The organism is Neoroseomonas eburnea (assembly GCF_018129005.1).
GTDB lineage: Bacteria > Pseudomonadota > Alphaproteobacteria > Acetobacterales > Acetobacteraceae > Neoroseomonas > Neoroseomonas eburnea.
Genome location: NZ_JAAEDL010000007.1, coordinates 173,922 through 190,116 on the forward strand (window position 1 = coordinate 173,922; position 16,195 = coordinate 190,116).

Here is a 16,195-nt window from a genome sequence, read left to right on the forward strand (position 1 = left end):
CGACCGGTAGGATCAGAACCCGACGCAGGCCGCGCGGTAGAGCGTCAGTACGGATTGCTGGTGGAAGCGCGCCTTCCACGCTTCCTCGATCGGCCGGATTCGTGCGCGGGCCTGCTCGGCGGTGGCGCCGGGGAGCACGACGACCAGCGCCTTGCTGCGTTCCTGCGCGATCCTGCCTTCGCGGTTGCGCCACTGGCCGGCGCCATCGAAGGCGGTCAGGCCATCGGGAAAGGCGGGCGTGACGGTGTCGGCGAGGAAGGCGCGCCATTCGGCCTCGCTCACCTCCTCCCTGTCCCTCACGTTGCGGCCGAAATAGGCCTCGGCGACGGTCGCGGGTCCGGTGCCGGCAGGGCAGGGCGGCGGCGCGGGTGCGCAGGCGTTCAGGAGCAGGAGGAGGAAGAAGTGGAGGGGCGCTGCCCCTCCACGCCACCCCGCCAAAGGCCGAAGGGCCTTTGGGAACCATGACCTGGCACCGCGCCGCACGGGCAGGAACGACGTCGGGGGCTGCTCGCCTGCACGGCGCGCGCCGTGCCGATCCGCGGTGGCCATCGTGCCCGGCGCCAGGTGACGGTTTCCAAAGGCCCTTCGGCCTTTGGCGGGGTGGTTCGGAGGGGCGGCGCCCCTCCGGTACCGCCACCCGCCGCCCTTCACGCCGTCGTCGCCAGCAGCACGACGCCGGCCGAGATCAGCGCGATCGCCGCCATCTTCTGCATCCCGAGCCCTTCCCCGAACACCGCCCAGCCGATCAGGGCGATGACGACGTAGGACGCCGCGGTGCAGGGCAGTGCCACGCTCATCGGGATCTTCCGCAGCGCCACGATGTAAAGAAGGGCGGCGCCGCCGTAGCAGACCAGCCCGACCATGGTCGGCAGGCGGAAGAGCTGGTGGATGAAGCCGCCGTCATCCGCCACCGCGCCGGCGGCGCCGGACTTCAGCAGCACCTGGCCGATCAGCGAGGTGCTGATCGCCGCCGCGAGCGCGATCCAATAGGGGGTCACGAGGCCGCATCCTTCGCCGCGATCACCTGCCGCACCACGCCCTGCGGCTTGCCGTTGGCCGACATGAAGGCGCGTCCGACATATTCGCCGAGCACCCCGAGGATGAGGAACTGCACGCCCGCGATCAGCAGCGTCACCGTCATCAGCGATGCCCAGCCGGAGGGTGTCTCGCCCATCAGCCCCTCGATGATCACCCAGCTCGCCGCGACCAGGCCGAGGAAGCCCATCGCCACGCCCGCGAAGACCGCGAGCCGCAGCGGCAGCACCGAGAAGTTCGTCGCGAGGTTCATCCAGAGCCGGATCAACCGGCGCATCGTGTAGTTGGACCGCCCCTCGACACGGGCGAAGTGCTTAACCTCGATGCTGTCCAGCCGCTGCGTCACCTGCATCAGCAGACCGTCCACATAGGGGTAGGGGCCGCGGTAGCGGACGACCTCGGCCACCGCCAGCGCCGACATGCAGCGGAAGGAGGAGAGATAGAGACCCTTCGGCTTGTCCATGAGCTGGTCCGCCACCCAGTTGGCGAAGCGGGAGCCGAGGTTGCGCCACCCCTCGTGCTCCTTCACCGCATAGCGGGTGTAGACCACGTCGAAGCCGCCGAGCCGGGCGTGGTCATACAGCTTGATGACCTCCTCCGGCGGGTTCTGCAGGTCGTCGTCCATGGTGATGACATAGGCGCCGCGGGCATGCCGCAGCCCCGTCATGACCGCGTTGTGCTCGCCGAAGTTGCGCGCGTGCTCGATATAGGTGAGCGGCACGGTGGCGGTGCGGGCGAGCTCCCGGCAGACATCGCCGGAATTGTCCGGGCTGCCGTCGTTGACCAGCACGATCTCGAGGCCGCCCTCGGGCTTCAGCTTCGAGAGTTCGGCGACCAGCGTGCCGACGGTGGCCGCGCCGCGATAGACCGGCACGACGATGGACAGGCCGACCGGGTGCCTGGCCCCGGCCGTGGTGGTGGGCATGGAAAGGCTCTCCGACATCAGGGCCGCGTCGCGACCAGCAGGATCGATCCCCCGGCAGGATAGCGCAGGCCGATCCGGCCGAGCGCCCGCTCCGCCGCCGTCACGCCGTGCAGCGTCGCGTCGAGCCAGGGGGGGAAGGGGCGGACGTCGCTGCTGTCATGCGCCGCGTCGGCGCGCAGGACCTTGCGCTCCAGGATCATCAGCGGAAGCAGCAGCGCATTCCAGTAGCGCGCCTCGACGGCGGCGAAACCCGCCGAGTCCAGCATCGCGCGGGCGTCGGTGGCGGTGTACCGCCTTGCGTTGTGGACACGTTCGTCATGCGCTGAATGCATCCATGCATAGGCGGGGAGGTTCAGCAGCAGCGTCCCGCCCGGCACCAGCACGCGGCGGAACTCGGCGAGCGCCGCCGCCGGATCGACGGCGCGATGGCACAACACGTCGCAGGAGGTGACCGCCGCGAAGGCGCCGTCGGCGAAGGGCAGGCGGTTGGCATCGCCCGCCACCGCCACGGCGCCGGACTTCGCAGCCGCCCGGAATGCCGCAGCCGGCTTGAAGTCCAGCCCGATGAGAGGGCGCCCGAGCGTGGCGAGCCGGCGCAGCAGCCCCCCCGTGCCGCAGCCGGCATCGAGCACCGCCCCGGCCGGGCCGGGCCGGCGGGCGAGCGCATCCAGCACGCGGGCATGGAGGGCGCGGTACCACCACATGCGCTCCTCCGCCGCATCCATCAGGTCGTATTCGGCGGGTTCCACACTCTGTTCCTGGCATCCCAGAAAGGCCGGAACAAGGCAGGAAGGTGCCACAACGGGACGGTATTCAGGTTGCATCACGTCCGCCTGGGACTCTAAGGAGTGTCCAGCCCCACCAATGACGCCGTCCCCGCACCAGACCGAGTCCAGCCGGCCTGCCACCTTCCGGACGGCCGGGCGCTCCGTGGCTTCCCGCCGCGCGGCGGATCGGCGCGACCGCGTGCTGCGGAGGGCCGCCTTTACCCCGGCCGCCTTCTTCCTGGCGATGATCCTGCTGCCGCCGCTCAACCACGACGTGGCGGCGGTGCTCGACTTCTCCCGCCGCTGGCTGGCGGGGGAGCGGCTCTATGTCGACCTGGTCGACGTCAATCCGCCGCTGATCTTCATCCTGAACCTGCTGCCGGCGGCGATGGCGCGCTGGACCAGCCTGACGCCGGCGCAGGCGATCGTGCTCTGCCTGCTCGGCGTCGCCGCCCTGCTCTGGCTGATGACGGAGGCGTTGCGCCGCGGCCGCGCCGAAGGCCCGGTGGAGGCCGCGACACTCACCGCCTGCGTGCCGCTGCTGCTGCTGGTGGCCGGATCGGATTTCGGGCAGCGGGAAGTGCTGATGGCGATGGCCGCCATCCCGTACTGCCTGCTGGCCGCCCGCCGCATCGAGGGGCCGGCGGTCGAACGGGGCCCGGCGCTGTCGGTCGCCTTCGTCGCGGCGCTCGGCTTCGCGCTGAAGCCGCATTTCCTGGCGGTGCCGGCGCTGGTGGAAGGGCTCGTGCTGCTGCGCCGTGGCCCGGCGCGGGCGCTGCGCGATCCGGTGCCCTGGCTGATGCTGGCTGTCTGGCTGCTCTACCTGGCCTCCATCCCGGTCTTCTTCCCGGCCTATTTCCGCGAGGTCGTACCGCTTGCCTGGGCGGTCTATCCCGGCATCCACGGGCCCGGCCCGTGGCGCGTGCTGCTGACCGATGTCATGGGCGCGGCCGAACTGCTGCTGATGGTCGCGGTGCCGCTGGCGCTGCGGCGGGAGGCGGGCGCCTTCGGCCAGGCGCTGGCGATGGCGGCGCTCGGCGCCTTCCTGGCCGCCTGGGTGCAGCACAAGGGCTGGACCTACCATGTGCTGCCGATCAGCATCCTCGCCTGCGCCGCGCTCGCCGTGACCGCGGCGCGCCGGGCCGACCACGGCCTGCCGGCCGCCTCCGCCCGCGCCGCCGCGCCCGTGCTCGCCGCCGTCGCCGCCTTCGGCATCCTGCTCTATCAGGTCCGTGGCGGGGAGACGCCCTGGCGCCAGGCCGCCTTCCACGCCGAGACCGCCGGCCGCCTGACCGAATGGCTGCGGCGGGAGGCCTTCGGCGGGGACGTGCTGGTGCTGAGCCCGGACATCTTCCCGGTCTATCCGGCGCTCACCTACGCCCATGCCCGCCAGACGCTGCACACCATGAGCATCTGGCCGCTGCAGGGCGCGTATCGCGACTGCCCGGCCGGCGCCGCGCCGTATCGCGAGCCGCACGCCATGGGACGGGTCGAGCATGCGCTCTATCAGGCCGTCGCCGAGGATTTCGCCACCCATCCGCCCATCGCCATGATGGTGGCGCGGCATGCCAACATGCCGGCCTGCGGGGGGCGCTTCGACCTGCTCGAGTATTTTGCCAGCCATCCGCTCTTCGCCGAGACGCTGGAAGGCTATCGGCCGGCCGGCGAGATCGATGGCTACCGCCTCTTCCTCCGGACCTGGTGATGCGCAGACGAGACAATCCGCGTGGCTGACGGAACACGCGTGACGTCCGCCGCCAGGCTTGCGACGCCGACAGGTGCGGAGGCCATCCGGGGGATCTTCCTCATCCTCGCCGCCTATGTGGTCATCACCGGGGCGGACGTGGCGGTGAAATGGGCGCTGCCGGAGGTGGGCGTCGCCGTCTCCATGATCTCGCGCGGCGTCATAGGCTCGGCAGCGGTGCTGGTGCTGACCCGCGGGCGCGGCATCGCCGCCGGCAACAAGCTGCTGCTGACGGCACGCGGGGTGCTCCACTGCGCTGTCTCCGCGACCTGGTACTGGGCCTGGGTGAGCGGCATGGCGCTGGTCGATTCCTACGCCATCGCCGCCGCCGCGCCGCTCGCGATGACGCTGCTGGCGATCCCGATCCTGGGGGAGAAGGTGGGCTGGCGGCGCTGGAGCTCCACCCTGCTCGGCTTCGCGGGCGTGCTGGTGATGCTGCAGCCGCAGGGCGATCTCTGGCGTTTCGAGACGCCCTTCCTGCTTGTCGCCGTCCTCGCCATGGCGGTGACGCGGATCTGGACGCGGGTGCTCTCGGTCACCGACGGGCCGGCGGCGATCGCCTTCTGGCTGATGGCGGCGCATATCCCGATGGGCCTGCTGCTGCTGCCGGCCTTTCCGCCGCCGGCGACGATGCCGGGGCCCGGGGTGCTCGCCGCCCTGGCCTTCTTCGGGATCGCCAACGCCATCGCGCACATGCTCTTCGCCCGCGCCTTCGCGCTCGCCTCGGTATCCGCGCTCGCGCCCTACGAATATTCGCCGCTGCTGCTCGGCGGCGTGCTGGGCTTCCTGATCTGGGCCGAGGTGCCGGCCTGGACGACCATCGGCGGCGCCGCGATCGTGATCATCGCCGGGCTCTACAATCTCCACCGTGAACAGCTCCGCCGGGCGGCCGAACGGCGCGACATAGCGGGGATCTGATGCCGCTCCGCCACGACATGAGGCGCGGCGCCCTGCTGATGCTCGGGGCCACCGCGCTGTTCACCGTCATGTCGGCGATCATCAAGGGCGTGAGCTCGAACGTCCATTTCATCGAGATCATGTTCTTCCGCTCGGCCTTCTCCCTGCCGGTGATGATCGCCATCGCGGCGCGCGGTCGGGACTGGGGGCTGCTGCGGACGAAGCGCCTGCCCGGCCATGTCGTGCGCGCCGTCACCGGCACGCTGGCGCAGGGCTGTTCCTTCTATGCCCTGACCGTGCTGCCGCTCGCCGAGCAGACGGCGCTGACCTACAGCACGCCATTGTTCGTGACCCTGCTGTCGATCCCCTTCCTGGGGGAGAAGGTCGGCATCCACCGCTGGTCCGCCGTGCTGCTCGGCTTCGGCGGCATCATGGTGATCGCGCTGGGGGAGGGCGCCTTCCAGGGCGGCGGCATGCCGGACCGGGTGATCGCCGTCGGCATGGCGGTCGCGGTGGCGCAGGGGGTATGGTCCGCCATGACGACGCTGCTGGTGCGCAGCCTCTCGGCGACCGAATCCTCGGCGACCATCGTGCTGTGGCAGTCGCTGCTGATGACCGCCTTCACCCTGGTGGCGCTGCCCTTCGTGTGGACGACGCCGTCCCTCCTCGAATTCGGGCTGCTGCTGCTGGTCGGGCTGGTGGGTGGCGTCGCGCAGGTGATGCTGACGGAGGCCTACGCTTCCGCGCAGGTTTCGGCGCTCGGGCCCTACTCCTATACCTCCATCCTGTGGTCGGTGCTGATCGGCTGGGTGATCTTCGCCGATGCGCCGGGATGGAGCACTCTCGTCGGCGCCGTGCTGATCGTCGCCTCCGGGCTCTACATCCTGCACCGGGAAATGAAGCGCGCGGCGATGCGGAGGAAACAGTGAGCATTCCCTTCCTGAAGGACGACCCCCTGCCGCCAGGGGAGGTGCAGGCGGTCGCGCCGGGTATCCGGCGCATCCTGTGCGGCAATCCGGGCCCCTTCACCTATCGCGGCACCAACACCTGGATCATCGGGCATGGATCGGATGTCGCCGTGCTCGACCCCGGGCCGCAGGACGCAGCGCATCTCGCCGCCATCCTGCGCGCGACGGAGGGCGAGCGGATCACGCGCATCCTCGTCTCCCATACCCATCGCGACCATTCGCCGGGCGTCGCCGCGCTGCAGGCGGCGACCGGCGCGGCGTCGCTCGGCTTCGGCCCGCACCTCACGCCGCCCGACCAGGGCGGCGAGGGCGGCGACCACGATTTCCGCCCGCAGGTGATGCTGCCCGACGGCGCGGCGCTGGAGACCGACGACTGGCGCCTGACGGCGCTGCACACGCCGGGGCATTGCGCGAACCATCTCTGCTTCGCGCTGGAGAGCGACGGCACCAGGGGCGTGCTGTTCAGCGCCGACCATGTGATGTCCTGGTCGACCAGCGTCGTCAGCCCGCCGGACGGGGACATGGCGGCCTATATGCGCTCGCTGGCGCGGCTCGCGGCGCGCGACGACCGGATCTATCTGCCGGGGCACGGGCCGCCATTGCCCGAACCCGCGCCCTTCGTCGCGGCGCTGACGGCGCATCGCCTGGAGCGGGAGGCGATGGTGCTGGACGCGCTGCGCGCGGCGCGCCGCGCGACGGCGCGGGAACTCGTGCCGCCGGTCTATGGACCCCGGCTGGACGACCGGTTGGTGCCGGCGGCGGCGCGCAGCCTGCTCGCGCACCTCATCAAGCTGGCGGAGGAAGGGGCGGCGTCGCGCGATGGGGAGCAGTGGGAAGCGCGTTAGGGAAGGTCGGGGCAGGGTGAACCTCCCCCCATCCCCCTCCCTTCCTTGTCTCTTGGGAACTGACATCGGCGGTCAGTCCCCAAGTGCCAAAGAAGGTTGAGGGGGGTACGGGGGGAGAAGTTCCCTTCTCCCCCCGCCTTCGTCACAGCGACGCCTCCGGATCCAGCCTGATCACATAGGACCGCCAGTCCGCCCGGGTCGCCACGCGCTCGTAGAGCGCGATCGCGCCGCGGTCGCCTTCGGGCACGATCCAGCGCAGGTGCGACCAGTGCCGTTCCCGCCCGAGCGCGCAGAGCGCGTCGAGCATCGCGCGCGCAAGCCCCTGCCCGCGCCGGTCCGCGCGGACGAAGAGGTCGTCCAACGCGCCGCAGCGGCGGGCGAAGACAGCTTCCGGCAGGTCGAAGAAGATGGCGAAGGCGAGGATCGCCTCGCCCTCGTGGGCTGCCAGCACTTCCGTGCGAGCGTCGGTGGCGAGCAGCGCGGCGGCATCCACGCCACGCGCGGGGCGCGAGCCGGCGAGCGTCGCGCGCATCTCGGCGGCGTAGTCCTCGAGCAGCGGGGCCAGGCGGTGGCGTTGCTCCGCCGGCAGCGGTGCGATGGCGATGGTCATGCTGGACCTGGAAGCGAATGGGGCGCCGCCCGCTCGCGCGGACGGCGCCCCGACGCCGGGATCGGCGCCTGGTTCAGCCCTCCGAGGCTTCCGACATCGTCGGCGCGGGAGCAGCGGCAGCGGCGGCGGCAGCCGCCGCCTTCTTCGCGGCGCGGGTGGCGGCGGCCTTCTTCGCGGCCTCCGAACGGGCGGTGGACTTCACCACCGCCTTCTTCGGGGCGGCCTTCGGGGCGGCGGCCTTCTTGGCGGCGGGCTTGCGCGCGGTGGCCTTCTTCGGGGCGGCGGCCTTCTTGGCGGCGGGCTTGCGCGCGGTGGTCTTCTTCGCGGCGGCCTTCTTCGCGGCAGGCTTGCGGGTGGTCGCCTTCTTCGCGGTCGCCTTCTTCGCGGCCGCCTTCTTGGCCGCAGGCTTCTTGGCGGCGGCCTTCTTGGCGACGGTCTTCTTCGCGGCGGGCTTCTTGGCGGCGGTCTTCTTGGCAGCCGGCTTCTTCTTGGCGACGGCCTTCTTGGCGGCGGGCTTCTTGGCAGCGGCCTTCTTCGCGGCCGGCTTGCGCTTCGGCGCGGCCTTCTTCTTGGCCGGTGCCTTCTTCTTCGCGGCGGCCATCGCCATCGCCTGGGCGCGCGGCTCGGCGCCCTCGGCTTCGGTGGTCTCGATGATGTCGGTCATGGTGTGTGGTGTCTCCGTGCGTTCCGGTGGGATGGAGGCGGCGCGCTCACGTACGCCGCATCCGGGGGTACAGCAGGTGGTAACGGGCGGGCCTCCGGCGCGCGGATCCCGTCGCGCGCATCTTCGGCCGTGCAGCGAGCCCAGTGCCGCAGTCGACGGAATGGCTCAGGCGCGCGGTGTATCCCCGCCGCGCGCCGCCTCCGTCCTCTCTCCCGCCGGTGCGCGGCGCAGGGTCTGCGCTGCGGGGCGGTGCCGGAAGGGCGGCGCTTGCTGCCGTCCTTCCTGTGAGCCTGCGGTCCATGGACCGTCCTTCCCTGCTGCGGCGATTCACGGTGCCGATGCGTCGGCGGTTCTCGGTGCACTGCTGTCCGACGATGTCGTGCGGCGCGTGGTGCGGAGAACGTGTCCGACGAATCGCGCAAGATGATTCGCGCGCACGTCACGCTATCTGCACGCACATATTGGGTGTCAACAGAATCCGCACATGCACGCGCGCAAAATGCGCGTTGTCGTCGCGAGCGATCGTGCGCTGTGTCGTGCGCGTCGCGCTTCAGGCGTGCGGGAGGAGGTCGGTCGTCGTCGCGCGGTCGTCGCGCGGTGCGCTCCCGTCGCGGCGGTGCGCGACGGGAGCGGTCGCCGTCAGCCGCGCTGCGGCAGCGGCACGACCGGGCGCTGCTCGACGCCGGTGTAGAACGACAGCGGGCGGATCAGGCGGTTGTCGGCCGCCTGCTCCAGCACGTGCGCCGCCCAGCCGGTGATGCGGGAGCAGACGAAGATCGGCGTGAAGAGCGGGATGTCGAAGCCCATCAGGTAGTAGGCGGGCCCGGCCGGGAAATCGAGGTTCGGGTGGATGTTCTTGCGCTCCAGCATGATCTTCGCGAGCACGTTGGAGGTGTTCATCCAGCGGCGGTCGCCCACCACCTCGGCCATGATCTCGGCGTATTTCTTCATGGTGGGCACGCGGCTGTCGCCGGTCTTGTAGACCCGGTGGCCGAAGCCCATCACCAGCGCCTTGTGGTCGAACCTGTCCTCGAGCCAGCCGGCCGCCGCCTCGGGGGAGGGGATCTCCTTCAGCATGTGCATCACCGCCTCGTTGGCGCCGCCGTGCAGCGGGCCCTTGAGCGCGGCGATGGCGCCGGTGATCGCGCCGTGCATGTCCGCCTGGGTCGAGCAGATGGTCCGGGCGGTGAAGGTGGAGGCGTTGAAGGTGTGCTCGGCGTAGAGGATCATCGAGACGTCGAAGGCCTTGATGACCTCGGGCTGCGGCACCTTCCCGAACACCATGTGGAAGAAGTTCTCGCAGAAGGAGAGCGAGGCGTCCGGGGCGATCGGCGCCAGGCCCTTCGCGGCGCGGTGCGCGGCGGCGACCGCGGTCGGGATCTTGGCCAGCAGCCGCATCGCCTTGCGGCGCTGGGCGGCATCGGAGATGTCGGCGCATTCCGGGTCCTCCATCCCCATGAAGGAGACGGCGGAGCGGATGGCGTCCATCGGATGGGCGGTCTTCGGGAATTCCGCGATCACCCGCAGCAGGGCGGGCGAGAGGGCGCGGTTCGCCTTCTCCTCCGCCCGGAAGGCGTCGAGCTGCGCCCTGGACGGCAGCTCCCCGTTCCACAGCAGGTAGGCGGTCTCGTCGAAGGAGGCGTTCTCGCACAGATCCTGCACCGCGTAGCCGCGGTAGGTCAGGCTGTTGGTCTCCGGCATCACCTTCGAGATGGAGGAGACGTCGGCATAGACGCCGACCAGGCCCTTCTTGATGTCAGGCGCTTCGCTCATGGGGTGCTCCCGCTTGTCGTGGTGTCTGTGTCCAGGAAGCCTCGATCCCCGACGTTGAGGATGTCGGGCTCCCGTTCCTCCGTGCCCGCGCCGCCGCTCGTCGCGGCGACGCGGAAGCCATGGCGTTCGTAGAAGGCTTGCGCGCCAGTGTTGCGCGCGATGCAGAAGAGCGAAAGGCGGGGGCCGAGCGCGGCCGCCGCCTCCGCGGGCAGACGGCTGCCGATGCCGCGCCGGCGCCAGGCCGGGTCGAGGTGGAGGTGCAGGACCATCGGTCCATGCACCGGATCGAGGCCGAAGCCGACATGGCCGGCCGGCTGGCCGGCGCCTGCCGCGACGATGACCCCGTGGCGCGCCATCAGCTCCGCGGCGAGCCAGCCGGCGACCTCCGCCGCCGGGCGGGCCTCCCGCAGTCCCGGCATGGCGGCGGCGCGGGCGGCGAGGCGGAGCCGGGCGAGGGCCGGCGCATCCGCCGCGATCCCCGCCCGCATCGTCACCGCCGCCCCCACCCTCCGGCGCTCAGAAGATGCCGGGCTTGCTTTCGAGCAATCCGCCGGCTGGCAGCGCGACGTTGAGCGCGCCGAGCTCGCCCGCCTTCAGGCGCGGCAGGTCCTGCACCACCTCGATGAAGCGGTTGGCCTCGCGGGCGGAGATGATGCCATCCGTCAGCGTCCGGAACTTGCGGATGTAGTCCTCGCGGCCGAAGGGCTTCGCGCCGTTCGGGTGGGCGTTCGCGACACCGAGCTCATCGACCAGCTTGGAGCCGTCCTTGAACAGGATCTCGACGCGGCCGCCGAAGGCGAGCTCGTCGGGGTCCTTGGAGTGGTACTTGCGGGTCCACTCCGGATCCTCGGTGGTCTCGATCTTGTGCCAGAGGCGGACGGTGTCGGCGCGGCCGGCGCGCTTCGGCGCGTAGCTGTCGACGTGGTGCCAGCGCCCGTCCTGCAGCGCGACGGCGAAGATGTACATGATCGAGTGGTCGAGGGTCTCGCGGGAGGCCTTCGGGTCCATCTTCTGCGGGTCGTTCGCCCCCGTCCCGATCACGTAGTGGGTGTGGTGGGAGGTGTGGATGACGATCTTCTCGATCGCGTCGAAGTCGCTGATCTGCTCCCGCATGCGGAAGGCGAGGTCGATCAGGGCCTGGGACTGGTACTCGGCCGAGTGTTCCTTGGTGTAGCTCGACAGGATGGCGCGCTTCGCCTCGCCGGCCTCGGGCAGGGGCACGTGGTAGTAGACCGGGCCGTAGACGTCCTGGCGGTTGGAGCGGCCCGAGAGCACCCAGGCGATGACGGAATCCTCGCCTTCGTAGATCGGCGAGGGCGCGCCCTCGCCGCGCATGCAGCGGTCCACCGCCTCGATCGCCAGCTTGCCGGCATGCGCCGGGGCATAGGCCTTCCAGGAGGAGATCTCGCCCTTGCGCGACTGGCGGAAGGAGACGGTGGTGTGCAGCGCCTGCTGGATGGACTGGAACACCACCTCCTGCGGCAGCTTCAGCAGCGTGCCGATGCCGGCCGCGGCCGAGGGCCCGAGATGGGCGATGTGGTCCACCTTGTGCTCGTGCAGGCAGATCGCGCGCACCAGGTCGATCTGCAGCTCGTAGCCGGTGGCGAGGCCGCGGATCAGGTCGCGGCCGGACTTCTCCATCGCCTGCGCGACGGCGAGGATCGGCGGGATGTTGTCGCCGGGGTGGGAGTAGTCGGCGGCGAGGAAGGTGTCGTGCATGTCGAGCTCGCGCACCGCGGTCCCGTTCGCCCAGGCCGCCCATTCGGGGGAGACCGTCGTGCCCGACTTCACGCCGAAGACCTGCGCGCCGCCCGCCTTCTTCGCATGGCCGAGCGCCATGCCGCGGGCGGAGACCACGGGACGGCGGTTGATCGCGGCGATGGCGACGGAGGCGTTGTCGATCACCCGGTTGATGATCATCTCCTGGACGTCCTTCTCGACCGCGACCTTGTCGGTCGCGACGGAGGCCATCTTCCAGGCGAGCTGGTCCTCGCGCTTGAGCAGCGCCTTGGACGGGTGGACCTTCACGGGGTGGAGCTTCATCGGCGGCGTTCTCCCTTCAGAGACGGACTAGGTCGGGGCGTCTTGTGCCCCCGTATGGCGTGATCGTCCAATCCGATTGACCTCGGCGCGGGATAGCTTTTCCGTATCGGGATGGATTTCCGGCTCGTTCGACGTCTCGGGCATTTCCTCGCCGTCGCCGAGGAGGGGCATTTCGGCCGCGCCGCCGCGCGGCTCGGGATTTCGCAGCCGCCGCTGACGGCGCAGATCCAGGCGCTGGAGCGCGAGCTCGGCGTGCGGCTGCTCGAACGCACCGGCAAGGGGGCGCGGCCGACCCGGGAAGGGGAGGCGCTGCTGCCGCTGGCGCGGCGGCTCGCGGGCAATGCCGCGGATCTCGAGGCGCTGGCGCGCGAGCTGCGGGCGGGGCGATCGGCGCCGGTGGCGCTCGCCTGCGTCACCTCGGCGCTGTTCGACTACCTGCCGCCGCTCGTGCGCGCGATGCAGGCGGCGCGGCCCGAGGCGGCGATCGGCGTGCGGGAGATGGACACCGCGGATGCGATGGAGGCGCTGCGGCGGGGCGAGGTGGATCTCGCGCTGCTGCGCTCCGACCGCGAGGTGGCGCCGATCCGGCTGCGGCCGCTCGGCGAGGACCGGCTGGTCGCGGCGCTGCCGGTGGGGCATGCGCTGCTGGCGGGACCCGATCCCCTGCCGCTCGCGATGCTCGCCGAGGCACAGATGCTGATGCTGCCGCGTGCGATCAGCCCGGCCTATTCGGATGCGATGACGGCCGCCTGCCGCGCCGCGGGCTTCGCGCCGCAGGCGGTGCGGGAGGTGGGGTCGGCGATGGCGCAGCTTGGCTTCGTTGCCGCGGGGCTCGGGGTGGCGCTGGTGTCGGAGGGGATGGCGCGGCTCGATCCGCCCGGCGTCGCCTTCCGCATGCTGGCCGGACCGGTGCGTGGCGTGGGTGTGGCGCTGGCGTGGAATGCGGAACGGGAGAGCGAGGCGGTGCGGCTGGCGCTGGAGATCGCGGAGGGCGCCTGGCCGCAGCGGCGCCGCCAGAACTGATCCCGATCAGGTGGAAACACCTGATCGGGCGAAGATGCTCGCGAAGACGGGCGGCTGGCGTGGTTGCCGCGAGCCGGGGCGAGCGGAAGCCGCTCCGGGCGCCCGGCGGTCAGGCGCGCCCGGAGCAGGGCAGCGGCCGGGGAGCCGCGGCGATGGTCCCGCCGCCGGCCGGCTGCTCCGGGCCCGCCCGGGGTGGGCAGGCCGGACCTCCGGGGGTAGCTTCCGCTGCCTGACTCCGGAGGTCTGCCGCATGCCTGATGCCATCCCCTTCGACCGCGTGGTCCGCGGCGACATCGTCCTCACCGACCGCGTGCTGCGCGACGGCTACGTCGCCATCCGCGGCGAGACGATCGCCGCGATCGGCGAGGGGGTGAGCCCGCCGGCGAAGGAGGAGCTCGACTTCTCGGGCAAGTACGTGCTGCCGGGCCTGGTCGACGGGCATATGCACACCTCCTCCTCCCGCGGCTGGCCGGGGATCAGGGGCGCGTCCATGTCGGCGGCGGCGGGCGGTGTGACCACCTGCGTCGACATGCCCTACGACGTGCCGCGGCCGGTGACGGACGCCTCCATCCTCGCCGAGAAGATCGAGGTGGTGAACAGCCTGTCGCACGTCGACATGGCGCTCTACGGCACCATCAGGAAGAGCGGGGGGGTGGACGCCATCGCCGGGCTGGCCGAGGCCGGGGTCTGCTCGTTCAAGCTCTCTACATATGAGTATGACGCGGTCCGCTTTCCGCGCATCGACCACCCGACTATGGTCGCCGCCTTCCGGGAGATCGCGAAGACCAACCTGATGGTCGCGATCCACAACGAGGACCAGGAGATCGTCGTCCGCCTGACGGAGGAGGCGAAGGCGGCGGGCAACACGACGCCGATCTGGCATTGCCGCACCCGCCCGCCGCTCTGCGAGACGATGGCCGACCTCGAGATCTTCGAGATCGGGCTGGAGACGGGCGCGCATGTCCACATCGCCCATTCCTCGCTGGCGCGCGGCTTCGAGATCGCCGAGGTGTTCCGCAGGATGGGGGGCAAGGCGTCCGGCGAGGCCTGCATCCAGTATCTCTGCATGACCGAGGAGGACATCATCCGCCTCGAAGGCTTCGGCAAGTGCAACCCGCCCTTCCGCACGCAGGAGGAGGTGGCGCGGATGTGGGAAGCCTTCGCTGCGGGGCGGATCGCCTATGTCTCCACCGACCATGCGCCCTGGCCGAAGGACCGCAAGACCTACAGCGGGGACATCTTCACCGTCGGCGCCGGACTGACCGGCATGCAGTCCTTCGCGCCGCTGATGTACACGCTGCTGTCGGAACGCTCCCTGCCGGTGACGCTGATGGCGAAGTACTGCGCCGAGCGGCCGGCGAAGTTCCACGGCCTGTTTCCGAAGAAGGGCGCGATCCGCATCGGCGCGGATGCCGATCTGCTCGTGCTGGAAACCGGTGAGTTCACCTTCGACGCGCAGGAGATCCAGGACGAGGAGGATGCGCGCTGGTCTCCCTATGACGGGCGGCGCATGGCGGCGCGCGTGGCCGCGACCTTCCTGCGCGGCGCCTGCATCTGGGACGGCAGGGCGGTGCTGGCGAAGCCGGGCACGGGGCAGTTCGTGCCGCGACAGCACAACGGGACCTATGTCGGGGAAGAGTGAGAAGCCGCGCCCGCCGCGCCACTGGGTGAAGCGGCCGCCGCGTCCCTCCCGCCAGGCCGAACCGCCGCCGCGCGTGAAGCCCGGCTTCTGGCAGGCGGCGATCGCCGTCGGCGCGGGGTTGCTGCTCGGGCTGCTCGGCGCGAGCCTTGCCGCTGGAGCCGGCATGCGGGAAGGCGCGCCCGGCCTGCTGCTCGGTGGCGGCATCTGCCTCGGCACCGTTCTCGTCTGGCGTGCCTTCGGCGGCACGCTTCAGGATTTCAGGGACCTTTTCAAATGAGCCGTATCCTCCGCATCGCCGGCGCCCAGATGGGCCCGAACCAGAAGGCCGACAGCCGCGAGGCGATCCTCGCGCGCATGATCGCGCTGCTGGAAGACGCCGCCGGGAAGGGCGCGCAGCTCGTCGTCTTCCCGGAACTGCCCTTCACCACCTTCTTCCCCCGCTGGCTCCTGGCCGACCAGGAGGAGGTGGACAGCTATTTCGAGACCGCCATGCCCAACCCGAACACCCAGGCGCTGTTCGACCGGGCGAAGGCGCTGAAGGTCGGCTTCTATGTCGGCTACGCGGAGCTGACGCCGCAGGGGCAGCACTTCAACAGCGCGATCACGGTGGGGCCGGACGGGTCGATCCTCGGCAAGTACCGCAAGATCCACCTGCCGGGGACGGTGGAGCCGCGCGCCGGCGACCGCTTCCAGCAGCTCGAGAAGCGCTACTTCGAATACGGCGACATGGGCTTCCCGGCCTTCCGCGGGCCTGAGTCCTGGGGCCGCCCCGTCACCGGCATGCTGATCTGCAACGACCGCCGCTGGCCGGAAGGCTGGCGCTGCTATGGCCTGCAGGGCGTCGAGCTGATGCTGATCGGCTACAACTCCGCCGCCTACGATCCGATGGGCGGCACCACCGAAAGCGCCGACCTGCGCACCTTCCACTCGACGCTGGCGGTGCAGGCGAATGCCTACATGAACGCGACCTGGGCGGTGAGCGTGGCGAAGGCCGGCAACGAGGACGGCTCCGGGCTGATCGGCGGCAGCGTGATCGTGGATCCGAACGGGGTCGTGGCGGCGCAGGCGAAGACGCTGGGCGACGAGGTGATCGTCGCGGAGGTCGATTTCGACGCCTGCCGGCAAGGCAAGGAGAAGATGTTCAACTTCGCCGCCCATCGCCGGCCGCAATGGTATCGCGCCATCGTCGACCAGGTCGGGGCCGTGCCTCCTCCCTGATGCGGCGTGCGGCCGGGCGTCCGGGCGGCGCCCGGCTTGCC

Annotated in this window: 17 protein-coding genes; 8 read left to right on the forward strand and 9 right to left on the reverse strand. The window is 70.9% G+C overall.

Features of this window, described 5'->3' with window-relative positions:
- Nucleotides 1–12 precede the first annotated feature (12 nt).
- The 4 genes from GXW74_RS27945 to GXW74_RS09450 all read right to left on the reverse strand — a co-directional run bounded on the left by GXW74_RS27945 (nucleotide 13) and on the right by GXW74_RS09450 (nucleotide 2,709).
- Nucleotides 13–549: a DUF3574 domain-containing protein gene (locus tag GXW74_RS27945; protein ID WP_246523115.1), complete on the reverse strand. Its 537-nt coding sequence runs from the start codon at nucleotides 547–549 to the stop codon at nucleotides 13–15.
- 98 nt (nucleotides 550–647) lie between these two features.
- On the reverse strand, nucleotides 648–998 hold the full coding sequence (locus GXW74_RS09440; protein WP_211846240.1) for a DMT family transporter: 351 nt from the start codon (nucleotides 996–998) through the stop codon (nucleotides 648–650).
- Nucleotides 995–1,960, reverse strand: a complete 966-nt coding sequence (locus GXW74_RS09445) for a glycosyltransferase family 2 protein (protein WP_211846241.1) — start codon at nucleotides 1,958–1,960, stop codon at nucleotides 995–997. The genes GXW74_RS09440 and GXW74_RS09445 overlap by 4 nt, the downstream gene beginning before the upstream one ends.
- A gap of 17 nt (nucleotides 1,961–1,977) precedes the next feature.
- Nucleotides 1,978–2,709 carry a class I SAM-dependent methyltransferase gene (locus tag GXW74_RS09450; RefSeq protein WP_211846242.1) on the reverse strand — a complete coding sequence of 244 codons (732 nt, stop codon included), beginning with the start codon at nucleotides 2,707–2,709 and terminating at the stop codon, nucleotides 1,978–1,980.
- A gap of 181 nt (nucleotides 2,710–2,890) precedes the next feature.
- Here GXW74_RS09450 and GXW74_RS09455 point away from each other — a divergent pair, with 181 nt between their 5' ends.
- The 4 genes from GXW74_RS09455 to GXW74_RS09470 are packed head-to-tail and all read left to right on the forward strand — an operon-like array spanning nucleotide 2,891 to nucleotide 7,181.
- Entirely contained in the window at nucleotides 2,891–4,432 is a 1,542-nt protein-coding gene (locus GXW74_RS09455) for a hypothetical protein (RefSeq protein WP_338148190.1), read from the forward strand.
- A gap of 21 nt (nucleotides 4,433–4,453) precedes the next feature.
- On the forward strand, nucleotides 4,454–5,389 hold the full coding sequence (locus tag GXW74_RS09460) for a DMT family transporter (RefSeq protein ID WP_246523116.1): 936 nt from the start codon (nucleotides 4,454–4,456) through the stop codon (nucleotides 5,387–5,389).
- Complete coding sequence (locus GXW74_RS09465) at nucleotides 5,389–6,297, forward strand: DMT family transporter (protein ID WP_211846244.1); 909 nt, start codon at nucleotides 5,389–5,391, stop codon at nucleotides 6,295–6,297. Before GXW74_RS09460 ends, GXW74_RS09465 begins: the two co-directional genes overlap by 1 nt.
- Nucleotides 6,294–7,181, forward strand: coding sequence for an MBL fold metallo-hydrolase (locus GXW74_RS09470; RefSeq protein ID WP_211846245.1), 888 nt, complete (start codon nucleotides 6,294–6,296; stop codon nucleotides 7,179–7,181). Before GXW74_RS09465 ends, GXW74_RS09470 begins: the two co-directional genes overlap by 4 nt.
- A 142-nt stretch (nucleotides 7,182–7,323) precedes the next feature.
- On the opposite strand, the gene GXW74_RS09475 is transcribed toward GXW74_RS09470, so the two are convergent.
- The 5 genes from GXW74_RS09475 to GXW74_RS09495 form a co-directional block, all read right to left on the reverse strand.
- The gene (locus GXW74_RS09475) at nucleotides 7,324–7,791 is read right to left on the reverse strand and encodes a GNAT family N-acetyltransferase (RefSeq protein ID WP_211846246.1); all 468 of its coding nucleotides are present in this window, start codon (nucleotides 7,789–7,791) and stop codon (nucleotides 7,324–7,326) included.
- Nucleotides 7,792–7,864: 73 nt separating this feature from the next.
- Nucleotides 7,865–8,455 carry a histone H1-like repetitive region-containing protein gene (locus GXW74_RS09480; RefSeq protein ID WP_211846247.1) on the reverse strand — a complete coding sequence of 197 codons (591 nt, stop codon included), beginning with the start codon at nucleotides 8,453–8,455 and terminating at the stop codon, nucleotides 7,865–7,867.
- A 639-nt stretch (nucleotides 8,456–9,094) separates the two neighbouring features.
- A complete protein-coding gene (locus GXW74_RS09485; RefSeq protein WP_211846248.1) occupies nucleotides 9,095–10,228 on the reverse strand; it encodes a bifunctional 2-methylcitrate synthase/citrate synthase in 1,134 nt (377 codons plus the stop codon).
- A complete protein-coding gene (locus GXW74_RS09490; protein WP_246523138.1) occupies nucleotides 10,225–10,716 on the reverse strand; it encodes a GNAT family N-acetyltransferase in 492 nt (163 codons plus the stop codon). The genes GXW74_RS09485 and GXW74_RS09490 overlap by 4 nt, the downstream gene beginning before the upstream one ends.
- 28 nt (nucleotides 10,717–10,744) lie before the next feature.
- A complete protein-coding gene (locus GXW74_RS09495) occupies nucleotides 10,745–12,271 on the reverse strand; it encodes an MmgE/PrpD family protein (RefSeq protein ID WP_211846250.1) in 1,527 nt (508 codons plus the stop codon).
- Between the two features lie 111 nt (nucleotides 12,272–12,382).
- Between GXW74_RS09495 and GXW74_RS09500 the strand changes: the two genes are divergently transcribed.
- The 4 genes from GXW74_RS09500 (at nucleotide 12,383) to GXW74_RS09515 (ending at nucleotide 16,154) form a co-directional block, all read left to right on the forward strand.
- Entirely contained in the window at nucleotides 12,383–13,294 is a 912-nt protein-coding gene (locus GXW74_RS09500; protein ID WP_211846251.1) for a LysR family transcriptional regulator, read from the forward strand.
- Nucleotides 13,295–13,544: 250 nt separating this feature from the next.
- Complete coding sequence (locus tag GXW74_RS09505) at nucleotides 13,545–14,936, forward strand: dihydroorotase (RefSeq protein ID WP_211846252.1); 1,392 nt, start codon at nucleotides 13,545–13,547, stop codon at nucleotides 14,934–14,936.
- Nucleotides 14,920–15,213: a hypothetical protein gene (locus tag GXW74_RS09510; RefSeq protein ID WP_211846253.1), complete on the forward strand. Its 294-nt coding sequence runs from the start codon at nucleotides 14,920–14,922 to the stop codon at nucleotides 15,211–15,213. Before GXW74_RS09505 ends, GXW74_RS09510 begins: the two co-directional genes overlap by 17 nt.
- Nucleotides 15,210–16,154 (forward strand): N-carbamoyl-D-amino-acid hydrolase, encoded by a 945-nt coding sequence (locus GXW74_RS09515; RefSeq protein WP_211846254.1) that lies wholly within the window; start codon nucleotides 15,210–15,212, stop codon nucleotides 16,152–16,154. The genes GXW74_RS09510 and GXW74_RS09515 overlap by 4 nt, the downstream gene beginning before the upstream one ends.
- Nucleotides 16,155–16,195: the final 41 nt, after the last annotated feature.

Coding starts and splice junctions, on each gene's coding strand:
- GXW74_RS09510 (WP_211846253.1), top strand. CDS start 14,920: ATGTCGGGGAAGAGTGAGAAGCCGCGCCCGCCGCGCCACTGGGTGAAG.
- GXW74_RS09445 (WP_211846241.1), bottom strand. CDS start 1,960: ATGCCCACCACCACGGCCGGGGCCAGGCACCCGGTCGGCCTGTCCATC.
- GXW74_RS09500 (WP_211846251.1), top strand. CDS start 12,383: ATGGATTTCCGGCTCGTTCGACGTCTCGGGCATTTCCTCGCCGTCGCC.
- GXW74_RS27945 (WP_246523115.1), bottom strand. CDS start 549: ATGGCCACCGCGGATCGGCACGGCGCGCGCCGTGCAGGCGAGCAGCCC.
- GXW74_RS09465 (WP_211846244.1), top strand. CDS start 5,389: ATGCCGCTCCGCCACGACATGAGGCGCGGCGCCCTGCTGATGCTCGGG.
- GXW74_RS09505 (WP_211846252.1), top strand. CDS start 13,545: ATGCCTGATGCCATCCCCTTCGACCGCGTGGTCCGCGGCGACATCGTC.
- GXW74_RS09480 (WP_211846247.1), bottom strand. CDS start 8,455: ATGACCGACATCATCGAGACCACCGAAGCCGAGGGCGCCGAGCCGCGC.
- GXW74_RS09475 (WP_211846246.1), bottom strand. CDS start 7,791: ATGACCATCGCCATCGCACCGCTGCCGGCGGAGCAACGCCACCGCCTG.
- GXW74_RS09515 (WP_211846254.1), top strand. CDS start 15,210: ATGAGCCGTATCCTCCGCATCGCCGGCGCCCAGATGGGCCCGAACCAG.
- GXW74_RS09485 (WP_211846248.1), bottom strand. CDS start 10,228: ATGAGCGAAGCGCCTGACATCAAGAAGGGCCTGGTCGGCGTCTATGCC.
- GXW74_RS09495 (WP_211846250.1), bottom strand. CDS start 12,271: ATGAAGCTCCACCCCGTGAAGGTCCACCCGTCCAAGGCGCTGCTCAAG.
- GXW74_RS09490 (WP_246523138.1), bottom strand. CDS start 10,716: ATGCGGGCGGGGATCGCGGCGGATGCGCCGGCCCTCGCCCGGCTCCGC.